This is a genomic window from Sebaldella sp. S0638, assembly GCF_024158605.1.
Taxonomy (GTDB): domain Bacteria; phylum Fusobacteriota; class Fusobacteriia; order Fusobacteriales; family Leptotrichiaceae; genus Sebaldella.
Window position 1 is genome coordinate 18,786 of record NZ_JAMZGM010000003.1, and the last position, 17,183, is coordinate 35,968.

At 33.5% G+C, this 17,183-nt stretch carries 16 protein-coding genes; 2 read left to right on the top strand and 14 right to left on the bottom strand.

Features of this window, described 5'->3' with window-relative positions; translation table 11 throughout:
• The first annotated feature begins 6 nt into the window (after positions 1-6).
• Positions 7-684, top strand: a complete 678-nt coding sequence (locus NK213_RS01645; RefSeq protein ID WP_253346200.1) for a vitamin B12 dependent-methionine synthase activation domain-containing protein — start codon at positions 7-9, stop codon at positions 682-684.
• Positions 674-3,046, top strand: a complete 2,373-nt coding sequence (locus NK213_RS01650; RefSeq protein WP_253346201.1) for a homocysteine S-methyltransferase family protein — start codon at positions 674-676, stop codon at positions 3,044-3,046. Before NK213_RS01645 ends, NK213_RS01650 begins: the two co-directional genes overlap by 11 nt.
• A 123-nt stretch (positions 3,047-3,169) precedes the next feature.
• Here NK213_RS01650 and NK213_RS01655 read toward each other — a convergent pair whose 3' ends face one another.
• The 14 genes from NK213_RS01655 to NK213_RS01720 form a co-directional block, all read right to left on the bottom strand.
• Positions 3,170-3,583 (bottom strand): Imm51 family immunity protein, encoded by a 414-nt coding sequence (locus tag NK213_RS01655; RefSeq protein ID WP_253346202.1) that lies wholly within the window; start codon positions 3,581-3,583, stop codon positions 3,170-3,172.
• Positions 3,584-3,659: 76 nt separating this feature from the next.
• A complete protein-coding gene (locus NK213_RS01660; protein ID WP_253346203.1) occupies positions 3,660-4,394 on the bottom strand; it encodes a DUF975 family protein in 735 nt (244 codons plus the stop codon).
• Positions 4,395-4,527: 133 nt separating this feature from the next.
• Positions 4,528-5,232, bottom strand: coding sequence for a 23S rRNA (guanosine(2251)-2'-O)-methyltransferase RlmB (gene rlmB, locus NK213_RS01665; protein WP_253346204.1), 705 nt, complete (start codon positions 5,230-5,232; stop codon positions 4,528-4,530).
• Between the two features lie 31 nt (positions 5,233-5,263).
• Positions 5,264-6,535: a UDP-N-acetylglucosamine 1-carboxyvinyltransferase gene (gene murA, locus NK213_RS01670; RefSeq protein ID WP_253346205.1), complete on the bottom strand. Its 1,272-nt coding sequence runs from the start codon at positions 6,533-6,535 to the stop codon at positions 5,264-5,266.
• Positions 6,528-7,082, bottom strand: a complete 555-nt coding sequence (locus tag NK213_RS01675; RefSeq protein ID WP_253346206.1) for a DUF1694 domain-containing protein — start codon at positions 7,080-7,082, stop codon at positions 6,528-6,530. The genes murA and NK213_RS01675 overlap by 8 nt, the downstream gene beginning before the upstream one ends.
• A 151-nt stretch (positions 7,083-7,233) precedes the next feature.
• Positions 7,234-8,592 carry a DUF4912 domain-containing protein gene (locus NK213_RS01680; protein WP_253346207.1) on the bottom strand — a complete coding sequence of 453 codons (1,359 nt, stop codon included), beginning with the start codon at positions 8,590-8,592 and terminating at the stop codon, positions 7,234-7,236.
• Positions 8,593-8,620: 28 nt separating this feature from the next.
• The gene (tsaD, locus tag NK213_RS01685) at positions 8,621-9,622 is read right to left on the bottom strand and encodes a tRNA (adenosine(37)-N6)-threonylcarbamoyltransferase complex transferase subunit TsaD (RefSeq protein WP_253346208.1); all 1,002 of its coding nucleotides are present in this window, start codon (positions 9,620-9,622) and stop codon (positions 8,621-8,623) included.
• Positions 9,603-10,595 (bottom strand): glycosyltransferase family 9 protein, encoded by a 993-nt coding sequence (locus tag NK213_RS01690; protein WP_253346209.1) that lies wholly within the window; start codon positions 10,593-10,595, stop codon positions 9,603-9,605. Before NK213_RS01690 ends, tsaD begins: the two co-directional genes overlap by 20 nt.
• A 201-nt stretch (positions 10,596-10,796) precedes the next feature.
• A complete protein-coding gene (locus NK213_RS01695; protein ID WP_253346210.1) occupies positions 10,797-11,798 on the bottom strand; it encodes a glycosyltransferase family 9 protein in 1,002 nt (333 codons plus the stop codon).
• A 24-nt stretch (positions 11,799-11,822) separates the two neighbouring features.
• Positions 11,823-12,902: a glycosyltransferase family 9 protein gene (locus NK213_RS01700; protein ID WP_253346211.1), complete on the bottom strand. Its 1,080-nt coding sequence runs from the start codon at positions 12,900-12,902 to the stop codon at positions 11,823-11,825.
• Between the two features lie 17 nt (positions 12,903-12,919).
• Positions 12,920-13,669: a hypothetical protein gene (locus NK213_RS01705; RefSeq protein WP_253346212.1), complete on the bottom strand. Its 750-nt coding sequence runs from the start codon at positions 13,667-13,669 to the stop codon at positions 12,920-12,922.
• A gap of 2 nt (positions 13,670-13,671) precedes the next feature.
• Entirely contained in the window at positions 13,672-14,997 is a 1,326-nt protein-coding gene (locus NK213_RS01710) for a UDP-glucose/GDP-mannose dehydrogenase family protein (RefSeq protein WP_253346213.1), read from the bottom strand.
• Position 14,998: 1 nt separating this feature from the next.
• Entirely contained in the window at positions 14,999-16,039 is a 1,041-nt protein-coding gene (locus tag NK213_RS01715; RefSeq protein WP_253346214.1) for a GDP-mannose 4,6-dehydratase, read from the bottom strand.
• Positions 16,040-16,091: 52 nt separating this feature from the next.
• Positions 16,092-17,183, bottom strand: coding sequence for a glycosyltransferase family 4 protein (locus tag NK213_RS01720; protein ID WP_253346215.1), 1,092 nt, complete (start codon positions 17,181-17,183; stop codon positions 16,092-16,094).

Genomic DNA, 17,183 nt, shown 5'->3' on the forward strand with positions numbered 1-17,183 from the left:
TCTCTCATGATTTCAGATTTAAAAATTGATAAAGACGAGGTTCTGCGATATCTGTATCATAAAAACGAACCTCTTGAAAAGAATCTTGACGACCTTGTCGACTCTCTGATAATAGAAACAACAGAGATAGCAAGACCAAGATTTATATATAATATTTTTTCAATAGAAAAAAATAACGGAATACTTCTGCAAAACACCAATCTTACCCTGACGGGAAAAGATATAGCAAGACACCTTGAAAAGTCCGAAAAATGTGCTGTTTTGTGTGCTACACTAGGCAGTGAAATAGAAATGAAAATAAATTACTATTCAAAAATAGAATTATTAAAGTCGGTTATACTTGATGCCTGTGCCAGTACCCTTATAGAGGCTTTATGCGATAACGCAGAAAATCTCATAAAAGAAGAAGCTGAAAAAAACGGCTTTTTTATTACCACCAGATATAGTCCGGGCTATGGCGACTTTGATATCTCTGTTCAAAAAGACCTTCTGAATCTTATAGAAGCTCCCAAAAGAATCGGAGTTACCGTAACTGATTCTTTTATCATGCTGCCAAGAAAATCTGTCAGTGCTGTTATAGGTTTTCAGTCTGAAAAAACAAAAAAAGAAACTGATAAATGCAGTACCTGTAATCTGAAGGAAAACTGCAGCTTTAGAAAGGGGAATACATACTGTGGGACTTAAAGAGAAATTAGGAAAAGAAATTTTATTTTTTGACGGGGCGATGGGTACCATGCTTCAAAAAAAAGGACTGAAACTTGGTAAAATGCCTGAAGACCTGAATATTGACAATCCTGAAATAATAGAGGAAATACACAGACTGTATGTAGAATCAGGCTCAGATATAATAACTACGAATACTTTCGGAGCTAACAGACTGAAACTTGAGCACAGCAGTTATTCACAGGAAGATATTATAAAAGCCGCAGTACATACTGCCAAAAAAGCAAATCCTGACGGATACGTAGCTCTTGATATAGGGCCTTTGGGACAGCTGCTGGAACCTCTTGGTGTCCTCCCTTTTGAAGAAGCTTATGATATTTTCAAAGAACAGGTTATTTTAGGTGAAAAATACGGTGCAGATGCTGTCATTATAGAAACTATGGTTGATATTTACGAGGCTAAGGCCGCAATACTTGCTGCAAAGGAAAATTCATCACTTCCTGTAATATGTACTGTTACATTTCAGGAAGATATAAGAATGCTTACCGGTACGAGCATATTAGGTGCAGTCACTATTCTTGAATCTCTCGGTGTTGATGCTCTCGGAGTGAATTGTTCACTGGGACCTAAAGAGCTTATACCTATTGTAGACGAGATTTTGCAATATTCCAAAACTCCGGTTATAGTTCAGCCTAATGCAGGACTTCCAAAAATGATAGACGGAAATACTGTTTTTGATCTTTCTGCTGATGAATATTCTTCTATTATGGATGACTTTGCAAGGAAAGGTATCAGCATTATCGGCGGATGCTGCGGAACTGACGAGCATTTTATAAAATCAATTCATGATAAGCTCCTTAATTTTAGTTCGGTTTCCAGAGATATAAGACCAAGAAGCATTATTGCCACTGCCACTAAATGTATCGACCTTGATGAGGGTGTTAAAGTTATAGGTGAAAGAATTAATCCTACAGGGAAGAAAAAGTTGAAAGAAGCATTAATAAACAACAATATGGAATATATACTAAGAGAAGCTGTTACCCAAAAGGAAAAAGGGGCTGATATCCTTGATGTAAATGTGGGACTGCCTGAGATTGACGAAGCCGCGGTCATTATCAATGTCGTAAAAGAAATTCAATCAATTGTAGACCTTCCCCTTCAGATAGACAGTTCTGATACGGAAGCTGTCGAAGCTGCACTTCGGGTTTATAACGGCAAGGCTGTGATAAACTCCGTTAACGGTAAAGCCGAAATTATGGACAGTATTTTTAAAATAGCCAAGAAATACGGAGCATGTGTAGTTGGACTTACTTTAGATGAAAACGGAATTCCGTCCTCTGCCGAAGAACGTTTCAAAATTGCTGAAAAAATAGTAAATACTGCTGAAAAATACGGTATCCCAAAAGAAAATCTGCTTATTGACTGCCTTGTCCTTACAGCAAGTGCACAACAGAAAGAAGTAGCAGAAACATTAAAGGCTATCACTATGGTACGTGAAAAGCTCGGTGTAAAAACAGTCTTAGGAGTCAGCAATGTTTCATTCGGGCTTCCGAACAGAGCCTTGCTTAACAGAACTTTTCTTACTATGGCACTGCATTCGGGTCTGACTACACCTATACTAAACCCTCAAAGTGAAGAGATGATGCATATAATAAAAGCATTTAACGTTCTCACAAATCAGGATAAAGACAGTACCGAATATATTGATTTTTTCAATAATGTAAAAACAGAAAAAGAAAATATCAAAAGTACCGATTTAGAGCTTCCTGATATTATAAGATTAGGATTAAAAGAAGAGGGAAAGACAAAAATATATTCACTGCTGAAAGAACACCAGCCTATGTATATTATAGATAACTACCTTATACCTGTACTGGACACTATTGGTATAAAGTTTGAAAAGGGTGAGATTTTTCTTCCCCAGTTAATTCAGACTGCCGAAACTGTAAAATACTTTTTTGAAATACTAAAAGAAGAAATGATAAAAGAGAAGAAAGTTTTTGTAAATAAAGGTGATATTATACTTGCTACAGTAAAAGGCGATATTCATGATATTGGAAAAAATATCGTAAAAATTGTTTTGGAAAATTACGGTTATAATATTATTGATCTGGGGAAAGATGTTCCTGTGGAAAAAGTCGTTAATACTGCCAAGGAAAAAAATGTACATCTTATAGGACTTAGCGCTCTTATGACCACTACTGTAAAGAGTATGGAGGAAACTATAAAGGCTCTGCGTGATAGTAATACAGAATGTAAGATATTTGTGGGAGGTGCTGTTCTCACTCAGGAATATGCCGATATGATTGGTGCTGATTTCTATGCCGAAGATGCACAGGAATCTGTGAGAATTGCAGATAAGTTTTTTAATGAGAGCAAATAAAAAATAGGTTTTCAGCCTATTTTTTATTGCATATTATTTTTTTAGATAACTTAAAAGCTATTATAATTATAAATAATTTTTAAATTTTCTACACTGTTTTTTTCTCGAAAGCATTATATTTTACTAAGCTAACAAAGCTCTAACAGCTTCTGATACATAACACAGTAATTTTTTATAATCTTCCAGACTGTCCATTACATAAATACCACATGTATCAGACTCGCTGTCTGTATTGACTTTATCCAGAAAATCAGGATAATTTTTTTCAATATATTCGCATAAATAATCTTCCCATCCATAGCCGTTAACTTCGAATCCCTTGGCTTCCAAAGCTTCACTTAACTCCTCCATATCCTCTGACTCATCGTCAAACGGATATAAATCGAAGGCATAACATATTCCTCTTGTTATCTCTTCTATTGTTAAATTAAACGAGATGTATTCATCATTTTCCCACAGATCTGCTTTTACCTGCTCCATATAATCACTGCTAATTTCAGTATTTTCCAAATGTAACTCTAAATAACTGTTTTTCATTTAATCACCTGCTCTAATTAAAAAAATATATAACTTTATAATCTAATAAAATAATTTTTTCTGTTATGAAACACTCTTATATTTCAATATCTTTATATTCATCATCATTATACTGATTATAAAGAGTGATATCATTATAAAAATTCATATATAAAAGATTCGCAAAAGGAAAAGCAAAAAAAGTAAAAAGTCCTGCTCCCACAAGTGGAATAATTACTAAAACCGCCATTAAAGCAATACTTATAAACCATAACATAAAAAATTTCTCCTTATGCCCTGACATTAACATTTGGCTTTCTTTAATAGATTCATTTATTCCATAATCAGGGTTCTCTATCATTAAGAACAGAGCCTGCGAATATGAAAAATATTTTATAATCCCCGGTATTATGAATAAACATGACCATAAAGACAATAAAATAAACTTCCATATATATAGACCCAAAAATTTCCACGGCTTTTTCTTAAATGCAAAAAATATATCACTTGTTTTTATTTTTCTTCCTCTGGTACTTTCAAGGGCGCATTTAAAAGCTCCCACATTAAACATATATGCCACAAGAATATTTAATGCATATATACTCAAGAAAGCTACACTAGCTATAAAATAAGGATTTAATTCCTGTATATTCATGTTATAAATTTTTTCCGGTTCCAGTAGGCTTAGTTCATTCAGCTTTTTCATATATGGAAGCGCAAGAAAGGTAAAAGCTAATGACACAGCTCCGCATACTCCTGCTATTAATATCCAATTAAAAAATGAATTCATGTATTCTCTTAGCGACTTATTTATGTTTTCAAATATTGTCATTCCTAACTCCTTTTTTCTACTTGTTTTATACCTCCAAAAGAAAAATACCTTACTTTTATCCTGAGCAAACAGTAAAAAGTCTTATATCCTGTGAATTTTCTATTTCAGATAATAAAAAATACCCGGACAGGTATTATTTATTTTTTGAAATTTCTGAAAGCAGTATTCCGTTAGCTACTGACACATTTAATGAGTTAATTTTGCCATGCATAGGAATATTCAGTATTTTATCACAATGTTCCTTTACTTTTTTTCTCATACCTTTTCCTTCACTGCCTAAAACAAGACATAATTTTTCAGGAAATTTTTCATTATAATATTCAGTTTCTCCGTCTGCTTCTGCACCATAGATAAAGTATCCGTATTTCTTCAGTCTGTCCATTGAATCTGAAATATTGGTAACCTTAATAATATCCACATGTTCTATAGCTCCTGTGGATGATTTCACCACAGTTTCTGTTACAGTTACACTGTTTCTGTCCTGAATTATTATCCCGTCTACACCAAAGCATTCTGCTGATCTTATTATTGCACCAAAATTCCTTGGATCCTGAATCTGATCCAATATCAAAACAACTGAATTTTTCTTAGCCAGAACCTTTTCTAAAAACTCATTTAATTCAAGATAATAATCATACTCGGAAACTAAAGCTGTAATCCCCTGTGAGTTTTCCTGACGCTTATCTGTATAAAAGATTTTTATATTTTTCTTGCTGGCTTTGCTTAGAATATCTCTTATTCTGTCTTTATTTGTACCTTTGTAAATTTCTATTTTCTCAATGTTTTTATCGCTGTCAAGTGCTTCTCTCACAGCATTTAGTCCAATGATTTTTTCCATTTTTCTCCCGGTTTTCCAAATATATTATTTTTTATGCGTCTAATTTTATTCTTTCGATTTTTGCTCCGACTTTATTAAGTTTTTCCTCTAATTTGTCATATCCTCTGTCTATATGATAAACTCTGTTAACCACAGTAGTCCCTTCAGCAGCAAGTCCCGCCAGTACCAGTGCAGCTCCTGCTCTCAGGTCAGATGCCATTACTTCCGCACCGCTTAGATGAAGTCCTCCGCTTACCACAGCAACACCATGTCTTATGCTTATATCAGTTCCCATTCTGTTAAACTCAGGAACATGCATAAATCTGTTTTCAAAAACTGTTTCTTCAAGCTCGCTTGTACCGTTAACAAGAGACAGCAAAAGCATCATCTGAGGCTGCATATCTGTAGGGAATCCCGGATGAGGTATTGTTCTTATTCTTGCAGGTTTCAGAGTGTCAAGTTTTCCGTTTATTTTAAGTACATTTCCGTCTTCATATTCAAACTTAACTCCCATATCTTCCAATTCAGATTTAAAAACCCCAAGATCATCAAGTCTTGCATCTTTTACCTTTAGTTCACCTTCTGTAATTATAGAAGCGATAATATAAGTCCCCGCTTCAATTCTGTCAGGCATCACGCTGTATTCACATGCATGTAGTTCTTCCACACCTTCTATTTCTATAGAACTAGTTCCTAAACCAGTTATTTTAGCTCCCATTTTTATTAAAAAGTTCCCTAAATCCACTATTTCCGGTTCTCTTGCTGCATTTCCGATTATTGTTTTTCCCGGAACCTTTACTGCTGCCATCATTAGGTTTTCCGTAGCTCCTACACTTGGAAATTTCAGATTTACTTCTGCACCTTTCAGATTATCCGACTTTGCATGAATATATCCGTGTACCTGTGTTATTTCTGCTCCCAGAGCTTCAAAACCTTTTATATGAAGGTCTACAGGTCTTGATCCTATTGCACATCCTCCCGGAAGTGATACCACTGACTCATTAAGATTGCTGATCATTGGTCCCATAACTAAAAAAGAGGCTCTCATCTTTTTTACTATTTCATAACTTGCTTCATTTCTCTTAATACCGTTATTTATTATTTTATAATCATTGTCATTGATCTGTTCTACCTTCATTCCCAAATCTTCAAGAAGTTTTATCAAAACTCTTATATCTCTCAAATTCGGTACATTTCTGATTATGTACTCTCCTTTTTCCACAAGAGTTCCTATTAATATCGGCAATGCTGCATTCTTCGCCCCGCTTACCGGTATCACTCCGTTTAATGCTCTTTTTCCTGTTATTTTGAATCCATCAACCACGTTTTTTTCCTCCTAATTTTTCATCTATTGGACATTTCACTCCCAAAACCCGGTCTATTAATGTAATATCCCTGTATTTGTTTTCAAATTCCGGAAGCTCGTCATGTATAATTTTTTTGTGAAATTCACAGATTTTTTCCCCCATTGATTCATAGTAAATATCAACCAGTCCCTTTTCCCTGAATCTCTCAGGTACACTTTTTATTATGGGATCTTCCACTGGATTTTCCAGTGCATCATCAGCTGATACCACAAGACCTATGTCTCCTGAATACGATAATCCGTCCACAAGCTGATAATTTATACCTATCTTTTCAGCTTCCGCGACATAGTCTTTTATTTTCGAGAACTCTATATCCCTGGCAATCTTGAGGTTTTTTGCTTCCTTAGTTTTAAGTGCCTGAATTATTTCCTTGTACACTCCCTTCTCCTCTACTTCTTCTTTTGTTAAAGCAGCAATTACCCTCTCTTTATATTCGCCCAAAAATATATTCTTTTCGAGCTGTTTATTGAATACCCGGTCTTTTTCCTGTTCTATTTTTTTCATTATATCATCATTATTCATATCATCCATACCTTTGATTCTATCATAATTCCTATAAATTTAAAATAAAAAAATCTACTTTTTTTTAAAAAAAGTAGAAAAAAATTTAAAACTATATATATCTTAAAAAATAAATTACATGAATCATATTTTTTTAAGAAGACCTTACATTTCTTAATTTATCCAGCAGTACAGAAAAAACATCTTCATCTATGTAGTTTTCGTCTGTCTCTGGGTCTATTCCTACTTCCAGTTCCTTTTTATCATTGTTCTCATTTACCTCAAGCCATTTCAGATCTTTATTTTCCGAAGCTTTATCCCTTGGTGCCAATGCTCTTGAAGAATGAGCTATTTCTATATACTCACCATCTGCATTTTCATATCCAATACTTACGTCATAATCCTGAGCCGCTTCTATATTGTGTATATAATGGCTTCCCAATCTTTCGCTGCGGATTATTCTCTGATCTTCCACACCGTTTTTATATACTTTTATTACTACATTGCTGAGTATATTTTTTTCATGTTTCAGCTTATTGTATGTATCATCTCTTATTTCCCAGTATGCAAATAAAGTATTGTTATTTTTTGGCATCAAAACTACTTCATCCACAAAGTAAGCACTTGGAAGAGGAGCTTTATCAAAGAAAACATCTCCTTTGTTTGACGCTTCCGAAACTCTTTCATTTCCTATCAGATACTTGGAATTCTGTACCTTTCTTTCTTTTATTCTTCTGTTTACAAAGTCTTCATCCAGTGATGTAGGATAAAATTCCAGCTTTGATCTCAAATCATAAAGACCTCTTGTTTTTTCTCTTAATTTTTTTGTACCTCTTCTGAATATAAAATTTCTATGGAATTTTTTTCTATTCTTTCTTTTTGCAGGCATTTCTACTTCCTGATTTAGAAATACGATTCTTATGTTATTTCTTTCGCTTGGTACTACTTCCGCTCTTTCTACTTCAGGTTGTTTTACCGAAACAATTTCACTGGCTTTTTCTGATGGTGTTACACTTATCTCCTCAACTGATTTTTCCGATGCAGCAACAATTTTTTCACTTTCCATTCCGTTTTCACTATTTGATTTCGCCTCTTTTTCAGTCTCAGGAGCTGTATTGATATCATTTTTACCAACCATTTTTTCATCAATCTCCCTTGCTATTTCTTTAGCTACTTCAAGATCTTTCTGAGTATCACGCGAATGTTCCACTTTTGGTGCTTTTTCTTCTTTTACTTCATATGCATCTTCTATTTCATGTTCCTCTAAAGGTATTTCTACCACTTCTACACTTCCGTCAGCTGCTATTCTTATCTCATTTTTCTTAGGTCTGTTTCTCTCCCTTTCGATCTCTTCCATTTCATGCGCAGCCTTTACAGGATCTTTTTTGGCATAACCTCTTACTTCAAGGCTGTTTATCAACTCGTCCCTTAAGAACTTTAAGCTTAACAGTACTCTCTCCCTTTTTGCGATCATAAGTAATTCTTCATTACTCATATCTTCCAGATATTTCATGTATGTAACCTCCTAAACCTAGAGATTTTTATAAAAACATATCTTTAGAAGCAACAGCATCTAATAAAATATAATTATAATCTCTTCCTTTCTTCTTTAATTCATAATATGCAGCCACTCCTATCATGGCAGCGTTGTCAGTACAATAATTCAGCCCTGGAAAAAAAACATCTATGTTGTTTTCTTTACACATTTCTGTCATTTTTTTTCTTAAAGCTTTATTTGCAGATACACCTCCGACAACTGTCAATGTTCTTATCCCCTCTTTTTTACATAGATTTACTGCTTTTTCGCTTAAAATATCAACGACTGTATCCTGAAAAGATCTTGCTACGTTCTCTTTGTTAATAACATTGCCTTTCATTTTCTCATTGTTAATGTAATTGGTTACAAATGTTTTTACTCCGCTGAAACTAAACTCATTCTCATTTACATTCGGCTTTTTTATCTTTAAATCATGTGTTCCTTTTTCCGATAAAATTTCAATCTTAGGTCCTCCCGGATAACCCAGCCCCAAAAGTCTTGCTACTTTGTCGTATACTTCCCCGGCTGCATCATCCAGTGTTTCTCCCATAAGTGTAAATTCATAATCTTCATTAATTTTCAGAAGAAGAGTATGTCCACCTGAAACAACCAGTGAAATTGCCGGCAGCTTTATATCGTATTCTATAAAGCTGGAATATACATGACCTTTAAGGTGATGTACCGGTATTAACGGAATCCCTGTGGAATAACTAAGAGCCTTGGCAAAAGAAACTCCCACCAGTAATGCTCCTATTAGTCCCGGAGTATAAGTAACCCCGATGTAATCTATATCGTTTATGGATAATTTTGCTTCATCCAGTGCTTGTTCAAAAACAGGCAGAATGTTTTCTATATGATGTCTTGACGCTATTTCAGGTACTACTCCGCCATATTTTTCATGTATTTCAATCTGGCTGGAAATTATATTGCTCAATACCTTTTTCCCGTCTTCTATTATTGCAACCGAAGTTTCATCACATGATGTCTCAATTGCCAGTATTTTCATTTATCTTCTCCTTAATCACTTCAAATACCTGTTCAGGCAGTAATAATTTCATGCAGTTAAAATGTTTTTTCGGGCACTCGTCATCTCCATGAAGAGAACACGGTGAACAATTCTGGTTAGAACTTAGCAGAATTTCATTCTCCCCGAATATAAACATTCCTGAATCAGTGGAACCAAAAATAACAAAAGTCTTAGTATCCACACCCACAGAAATATGAAAAGGTCCTGAATCATTTGTTACGGAAAATACGGCATGTTTTAATAAAACACCGCTCTCTTTAAAAGTCAGTTTTCCGCATAAATCAATGATGTTCTCGCTTTCCTTTACTACTCCGAAATCTTCTTTTCCTCCTATGACATAAATTTTCATATTCAGTTTTTTCTCTAAAAGAGCGGCCAGTTCACTAAAATATACCCATTTTTTGGTATTTTTGGATGCTCCCGGAGCTAAAATCAGATATTCTTCATTTAGATTATACTTCTTATTTAAATTATCTTCAATAGATAAATTGAAAAAAAATTCAGTTTTTTCATTTTCATAAATGATATTTAATTTTTTTAATGGTCTGAAATACTGTTTCACTATTGGCAGATCTGCTTTGTAACGTATTAATCTTAACTTTACCAATATAGTCTTCCACCATTTTCTTTTTTGATATTTAATGTAATTTGTCTTTAATTTTTTTCCAATATACCCTGATAATAATTTTGAATGTAAATCTATCACATAATCATATTTTTTTTCTTTTAATTCTGATATTAATTTATTTATATAATCAAAATCTTTACTTTTCTTTTTGGAAAAAATATGGATATTATTTAAATTTGGATTATCAGTTACAGCTTCTGAGAAACTGTCATACACCAAAAAGTCTATCTCGGAATCCGGATAAACTTCCTTTATTTTTTTTAAAACCGGCGATGTAAGTAAAACATCACCAAAAGAGCTAAATCTAATTACTAAAATTTTCATACTATTCCTCTGGATTCTTAGTGTTTTGTGTAACATAATTATAATAAACTCGTGAACAACAATCTCAAAACTCTTATACCTTAACTATTTTTTCGCTCACAAAATGAGAATAGAACAAGGTGTTAGGGTTTTGTGTAACATGATTATAATAAACTAATAAATATCAAGCCAAAACTCCTGAGCTTATTATTATTTCCGTAATCAGGATTTCAGATTATTTACTACAATGTCAAAAACCTTTTCAGGCAGAATTTCTTTCATGCACTTAAAATGCCCCAAAGGACACTTATCATGCCCGTGCATCCCGCATGGACGGCATTCCAGCCCTTCTATTTCAATTACTGTATTCTTTTTATTAGAAGGAGTAAAGCCGAATTCTTTTACTGTAGGTCCAAAAATCGCTGCTATAAAAGGTTTTTCAAAAGCTGACCCTATGTGTATAGGTGAACTGTCATTAGTCACTAAAACATCAGTTCTTTTAAGAATTTCTGCGAGATCTAAAAGTGATGTCTCACCTCTCAGATCTACCGCCATATTTTCATTTTTCAGCTCTATTTCTTTATCTTCTTTTCCTCCGACCAAGACTGTTTTAACATTATCAAGTCTGCTTAATCTCTCCAGAAGATCATCGAAATATTCTCTGGGCCACATTTTAGTATACCATTTACTTCCCGGAGCCACAGCTATTATTTTTTGCTCTTTTATACCGTATTTTTGCCATATTTTATCTATATTACCGACATTAACATCAGAAGGATATATCTCCACTTTGTATTTTCCGTGTTCACCATCCACAAATTCCAGCAACCTGTCTATTTCATGAAGGTCTTTTCTGTATTTCACCTTTTTTGTATATAAAAAACTGCCTGAAGCTATATCAAAACCGATTCTTTCCTTAGCGCCGGAAAAATAACCCAAAAAGCTGCTTCTCAAATATCTGTGCAGTATAAATACTTTATTAAGTTTATATTTTCTAAGGAGCTTTACAGTTTTAAAAAAACCTTTCAGTCCTTTATCTTTACCTTTTTTATCAAAAACAACGACTTCCTTTATCAGTGGGTTATTCTGCAAAAGTGCTGCTCCTGCAGGCGTTGTTAAATAATACAGGTTTGCATCTGGATATGTATCGCTCAATGCTCTCACAAACGGGGTTGATAATGCTATATCCCCGATAAATGCCGTGTGAATGACTAATATATTCATTATTACCTCTTTAAATAATATATTTTAATTCTTTTTTAGCTTTAAAAGTTTTGGTTCAAGCCGTTTTATTACTTCTTCCGGTGTAATCACATTGTATCTCTCTTTTTCAGCCATACTGTAAACACTGTCTCCGAGAATATCGCTGGATTCTATACCGTCATAATCTGTATTTCCATTATTTACAAGCCAGTCTTTCTTGGATGCATCAGGGGAAAATACCGCAAAGCCCGGAAGCTCCACTGCCTGTGCTATGTGCCTTGCCCCGCCTTCGTTCCCGAAATAATAGTCTGAATTAACCATTAACTTTGCAAGATCTCTTACATCTTTAGTTTCTATACTGTAAAATACCCTGTTATTCTGTAATTCTTCTGCCATATTTACAGTATATTCTTTTTCATTTGGTGTGTAAAAAAGCAGAAGCTGATAATCATAATTATCCAAAATATATTGCAGAACTTCCATCATATAATCTCTGCGCCATCTTTTTCCATCACTAACAGCATTTACCGCACACATGACTACAGGTTTTGAAAAGTCCATTCCTGCATTCTCCATGTTTTTTCTCATTTCCTGCTTTTCTTCATCTGTAATGCATATTTTAAAGTCAAAAGTCTTTTCGTAATTTTCCAGAGATGAACTCTTAATAAGAGGATCCAAGAATTTTGTAAGATTTTTAGTAACACTTTCAGCATTATCTCTTACTATTTTATTATTATAGAAAAATCCTCTTTTCACTTTTATCCATAAAATTTTATGTTTGGATACTTTATACCATCCTGCACGATAAGCCGCCTTTTTCCCGAATAAGGAAAAAAGTTCGCTTCTTGGTGTAGATTCTACATCTAGTATAATATCATATTTTTTTTTCATTACATCCCATGTTTTTTTTATATACTTCCAAAAGTTTTTTCTCTCATCATTGTAATAAGGTATGACATTGTCTATACCCGGATTATTTAAAAACAGAGGGAAACTATTACTTTTTACTGCCATATCAACAATTATTCCCGGAAACATCTGTTTCAGATTTTCACACAAAACCTCCGTTAATACTGCATCTCCAATTCCGGAAAAACTTATAATCAACGCTTTTTTTGACTCCATATTTCATCCTTTATTATTTATTTATCAACTTTTTCTATTACTGCTATAAAATCTCTGACATCTTTCATTCTGATTTTTGAAAAAATTCTGCTCTTCAAAAAATAAATCCATTTATATTTCACTAAAAATTTTCTAAGATCCTCATATGCTTCTATTGAAGTTTTTTCTTTATATGCTTTACATATTTTTTTTATATCAGGATCAAAGTTAGCTTTTTGTAATGAAAGAATGAAAACAAGAAGATCTCTTATTTTAAAGTCATCTATATATTTTTCAGGAATTTTCTCCTCAAAATCGATTAATGAAATTTTTTCATTCTTTATTGTAAAATTTCTGATCTGTGATCCGCCGTGTGCATAATTTTTATAATGAAGCCGGCTTAATTCCTCAAGAGCTTTTTCTATATAATAATCTTTTTTGATAATATTGGCTTTCATATGCTCTTTCAGACTTTCACCTGTATCTGACATCACAAAAAAATCTTCACAGCTGTATAAAATATCAGGAACGTTTATCCCGTTATTATTCAATTCAATTATTTTTCCAGCTTCAAACAAAACTTCATTTTCATTTTTAGATAAAACTGTGGGAATTAACATAGGATTTTTTGTAATTTTGTAAATAAGCTCCTGAAATACATGTCCCAAATGCTTCTTATTTTTTTCCCTTTTTTTCACATATACATTTTCTCCGTCTATCTGATACTTGAAAACTCTGGGATTTTCTTCTAAAATTTCTGTTGGAATTTTATATTTCTCATCAAACATAACTAACTTTTCCCTACACCAAAATATTTAAATAAATTTTCGACTTCAGAACTTTTTGAGTAAATATTTCTTAAATCGAATAAATAGTTGTCTTTCATTGCTTCTTTCACTCTTTTGAGGTTCATCCCCCTAAACTGGTTCCATTCTGTTACTATCACTGCTGCATCTGTATCCTGAACAGCTTCATATTCATTCGAACAATATTTTATATGTTCCTCGATATCTTTCAATCTCCACTCAGCTTCTTTCATCCCCTGTGGACAATAAGTTTTTATTTTAGCCCCGTTTTTAACAAGACCCCTTATTATATCGAGAGCCGGTGCTTCTCTCATATCGTCAGTTTCCGGTTTAAATGATAGCCCTAATATGGCTATGACTTTCCCAGTGAGGTCATTTCCCATATTTTTTACAATTTTTTCCACCATTTTTTCTTTCTGCTTTTCGTTTGCCTTTATTGCAGCTTCTATAACAAGAAGATTCTCGTCATTCTTTCTTCCAATATCAGCTATAGCCTTTGTATCCTTTGGAAAACATGATCCGCCATATCCAGGCCCTGCATGTAAAAATTTCGGTGAAATTCTTCCGTCCTGTCCCATTGCACTGGCTATTTTCTGTACATCAGCCCCTACTTTTTCTGCTAACAGTGCCATTTCGTTTATAAATGAAATTTTCACTGCCAAAAAAGCATTTGAAGCGTATTTTATCATTTCCGCAGTTTCAATATTTGTAAAAACAAAAGGTGTTTCATTTATATATAAAACATTATATACTTTTTTCATTATTTCTGCTGCTTTTTCACTTTCAGTTCCTATTACTACTCTGTCAGGTCTGAGGCAGTCATTTACCGCTTTTCCTTCTCTCAAAAATTCAGGATTTGAAACTATATCAAATTTTAAATCAGAATTTCTCTCATCAAGTTTTTTCTGAATGGTATTTCTTACCAGTTTCCCGGTTCCCACCGGAACAGTTGACTTATCTACTATTACTTTATATTCTTCCATATGCTTTCCTATTGATTCCGCTACTTCCAAAACATATTTCAGATCAGCACTTCCGTCATCTGCGGGAGGAGTTCCCACTGCTATAAACAGTACTTCTGAATTCTTAACAGCATACTCGATATCTGTAGTAAATTCTATTCTCTTTTCTTCTATATTCTTTATTAACAAATCTTCCAGTCCCGGCTCATATATCGGCACTTCGCCATTTTTCAGCTTTTCAATTTTTTCTTTATTCGTGTCCACACATATTATGTTCAGCCCGAATTGTGCCAGTATCACTCCCTGAACAAGTCCTACATATCCTGTACCTATTACACCTATTCTCATTTTATGCCTCCAAAATACTATTTTTATACCATTCTACAAATTTTCTTATTCCATCTTCAAATTTTGTATCAGGATCATATCCTAACATTCTCTTTGCCTTGCTGATATCTGCAAAAGTTCTGTTCACATCACCGGGCTGCATTGGCAGTTTATTTAGCAGAGCCTCTTTCCCGATAACTTTTTCAATAGTTGCTACCATTTCTTTCAGGCTTATAGTCTGAGATTCTCCTAAATTAAATATCTCATATACACCTGTGTTATTTTCTGCGTAATCTGCCGATCTCAAAACTCCGTCTATTATATCATCAATATATGTATAATCTCTCTGTGTATCTCCATCCCCAAAGAATGGTATTTCCTTATCTTCATAAATAAGTTTTGTAAATTTATGAATTGCAAGGTCAGGTCTCTGTCCCGGACCGTATACTGTGAAAAATCTTAACATTATTGTATCAATATTGTATAAATGATGATAAGAATGTGCAATAACTTCGCATGATTTTTTAGTTGCCGCATATGGTGAAATTGCTTTATCCACATTATCAGTTTCGCTGAAAGGCACTTTTTCGTTATTCCCGTATACTGATGATGAAGATGCACATATGAATTTCTTTATATTGTATTTCTTCATTAATTCGAGAATATTCATTGTTCCTTTTACGTTTACTTTTTCATATAGCATCGGGTTTTCAATAGAAGGTCTTACTCCTGCCATTGCAGCAAGATGTATTACAGTATCTATTTTATTTTTCTGAAAAACTTCTTCCAGAATACTCATATTTGTAATATCAACTATCTCCAGAGTGTAATTTTCAGAATCAACTGTTTTTTTCAGGTCATGAAGTTCCTCTACCCTTATTTCGTCAACATTGTCAGGTGCTTTCTTCCCTGTAGAATTCAAGACATTTTTTACTTTTATACTGTAATGATAATACTCATTAAAATTATCTACATTTATAACTCTGTTTCCCTGTTCTAATAATCTTTTTACAAGGTGTGATCCTATAAATCCGGCTCCTCCGGTTACTAAATATGTTTTCATACTGCTACCATCCTTTATGAAATATTACCAATAAATTTTTACATTCTTCTTCTTATTGATTAATTAACTTTCTAAATGTATCTTCGTAGTTTTCTATAACACGTTTAATAGAAAAATCAATCTGAGCAGTTTTCTTTCCTTCTGCTGTCAGCTTTTCCCGCAGTTCTCTGTTTTCTATAATATTTTTTATATTTTCCGCAATTTTATCTGTATCGCCGTCATTAAAAAATAATCCGTTTATTCCGTCTTTTATGAGGCTTATATTTCCAGCCGCCTTTGTGGCTGTTACAGGAACTCCCAGATACATAGCTTCCAGCAGGGACTGCGACAGACCTTCCATGTTTGATGCAAGAACATCTACATCCAGTATCTGATAATGGTTCAGTGTCTCTTCGCCTGGAATCATTCCTAATGATATTATTCTGTCCTTAAGATTCAGACTGTTTATCAGCTCTTCATATTCCTGAAATTCATGATCATGTATCCCTATCAGGAGTAATTTGTAATTTTCAGGTAACTTGCCAAGGGCTTTTATTATTTGATCCTGTTCTTTTTTTCGTGAAATACTTCCTATTATTATATCATCTGCTTTATATGAATACTTCTCTTTCAAGATTTTTCCTTTTTCAAGGTCAATTACGCTGTATTTATAATCAGGAGTTCCGTTATAAATCACCTTTACTTTATTTTCTTTTATTCCGCTTTTTACCAGTTCATCCTTTACTTCGTCACTGACTGCCACTATCAAATCAGTAAAATTATTATAAAACCAGTTTTGTATGAATATTCCGGAACTTTTCGGTGTCTGCCTTCTGGTATGAACTACCTTTACAGGAAGTCTGTAAAAAAACTTTGCCAGATTGGCGTTATACCTGTCTTTGCTTGACTGCGGATTTATTATATCTATTTTGTACTCTTCCACTATTTTTTTTATATGTTTCATATTTGCAAAATCCAGCTTGCTTTTAAATGTCATTTCTATAAGATTTACTTTGGTATCACTGAGCATAGAATATAACAGCGATTCTCTCCGGCAGCCTACATATACATTATGCCCGATAGATGCAAGGCCTTTCGCCAGATAAGAGATAGAATTCGTAGACCCTGCTATATCTCCCTGATATGTTAGAAATAATATATTCAT

What these genes read in the sequence shown, in the direction of transcription:
- NK213_RS01695 (WP_253346210.1), bottom strand. Translation starts at nt 11,798, where the DNA reads ATGAATATATTAGTCATTCACACGGCATTTATCGGGGATATAGCATTA.
- NK213_RS01680 (WP_253346207.1), bottom strand. Translation starts at nt 8,592, where the DNA reads ATGAAATATCTGGAAGATATGAGTAATGAAGAATTACTTATGATCGCA.
- NK213_RS01675 (WP_253346206.1), bottom strand. Translation starts at nt 7,082, where the DNA reads ATGAAAAAAATAGAACAGGAAAAAGACCGGGTATTCAATAAACAGCTC.
- NK213_RS01715 (WP_253346214.1), bottom strand. Translation starts at nt 16,039, where the DNA reads ATGAAAACATATTTAGTAACCGGAGGAGCCGGATTTATAGGATCACAC.
- NK213_RS01710 (WP_253346213.1), bottom strand. Translation starts at nt 14,997, where the DNA reads ATGAGAATAGGTGTAATAGGTACAGGATATGTAGGACTTGTTCAGGGA.
- rlmB (WP_253346204.1), bottom strand. Translation starts at nt 5,232, where the DNA reads ATGGAAAAAATCATTGGACTAAATGCTGTGAGAGAAGCACTTGACAGC.
- tsaD (WP_253346208.1), bottom strand. Translation starts at nt 9,622, where the DNA reads ATGAAAATACTGGCAATTGAGACATCATGTGATGAAACTTCGGTTGCA.
- NK213_RS01720 (WP_253346215.1), bottom strand. Translation starts at nt 17,183, where the DNA reads ATGAATATATTATTTCTAACATATCAGGGAGATATAGCAGGGTCTACG.
- NK213_RS01700 (WP_253346211.1), bottom strand. Translation starts at nt 12,902, where the DNA reads ATGGAGTCAAAAAAAGCGTTGATTATAAGTTTTTCCGGAATTGGAGAT.
- NK213_RS01690 (WP_253346209.1), bottom strand. Translation starts at nt 10,595, where the DNA reads ATGAAAATTTTAGTAATTAGATTTAGCTCTTTTGGTGATGTTTTACTT.
- NK213_RS01655 (WP_253346202.1), bottom strand. Translation starts at nt 3,583, where the DNA reads ATGAAAAACAGTTATTTAGAGTTACATTTGGAAAATACTGAAATTAGC.
- NK213_RS01705 (WP_253346212.1), bottom strand. Translation starts at nt 13,669, where the DNA reads ATGTTTGATGAGAAATATAAAATTCCAACAGAAATTTTAGAAGAAAAT.
- NK213_RS01645 (WP_253346200.1), top strand. Translation starts at nt 7, where the DNA reads ATGATTTCAGATTTAAAAATTGATAAAGACGAGGTTCTGCGATATCTG.
- NK213_RS01660 (WP_253346203.1), bottom strand. Translation starts at nt 4,394, where the DNA reads ATGACAATATTTGAAAACATAAATAAGTCGCTAAGAGAATACATGAAT.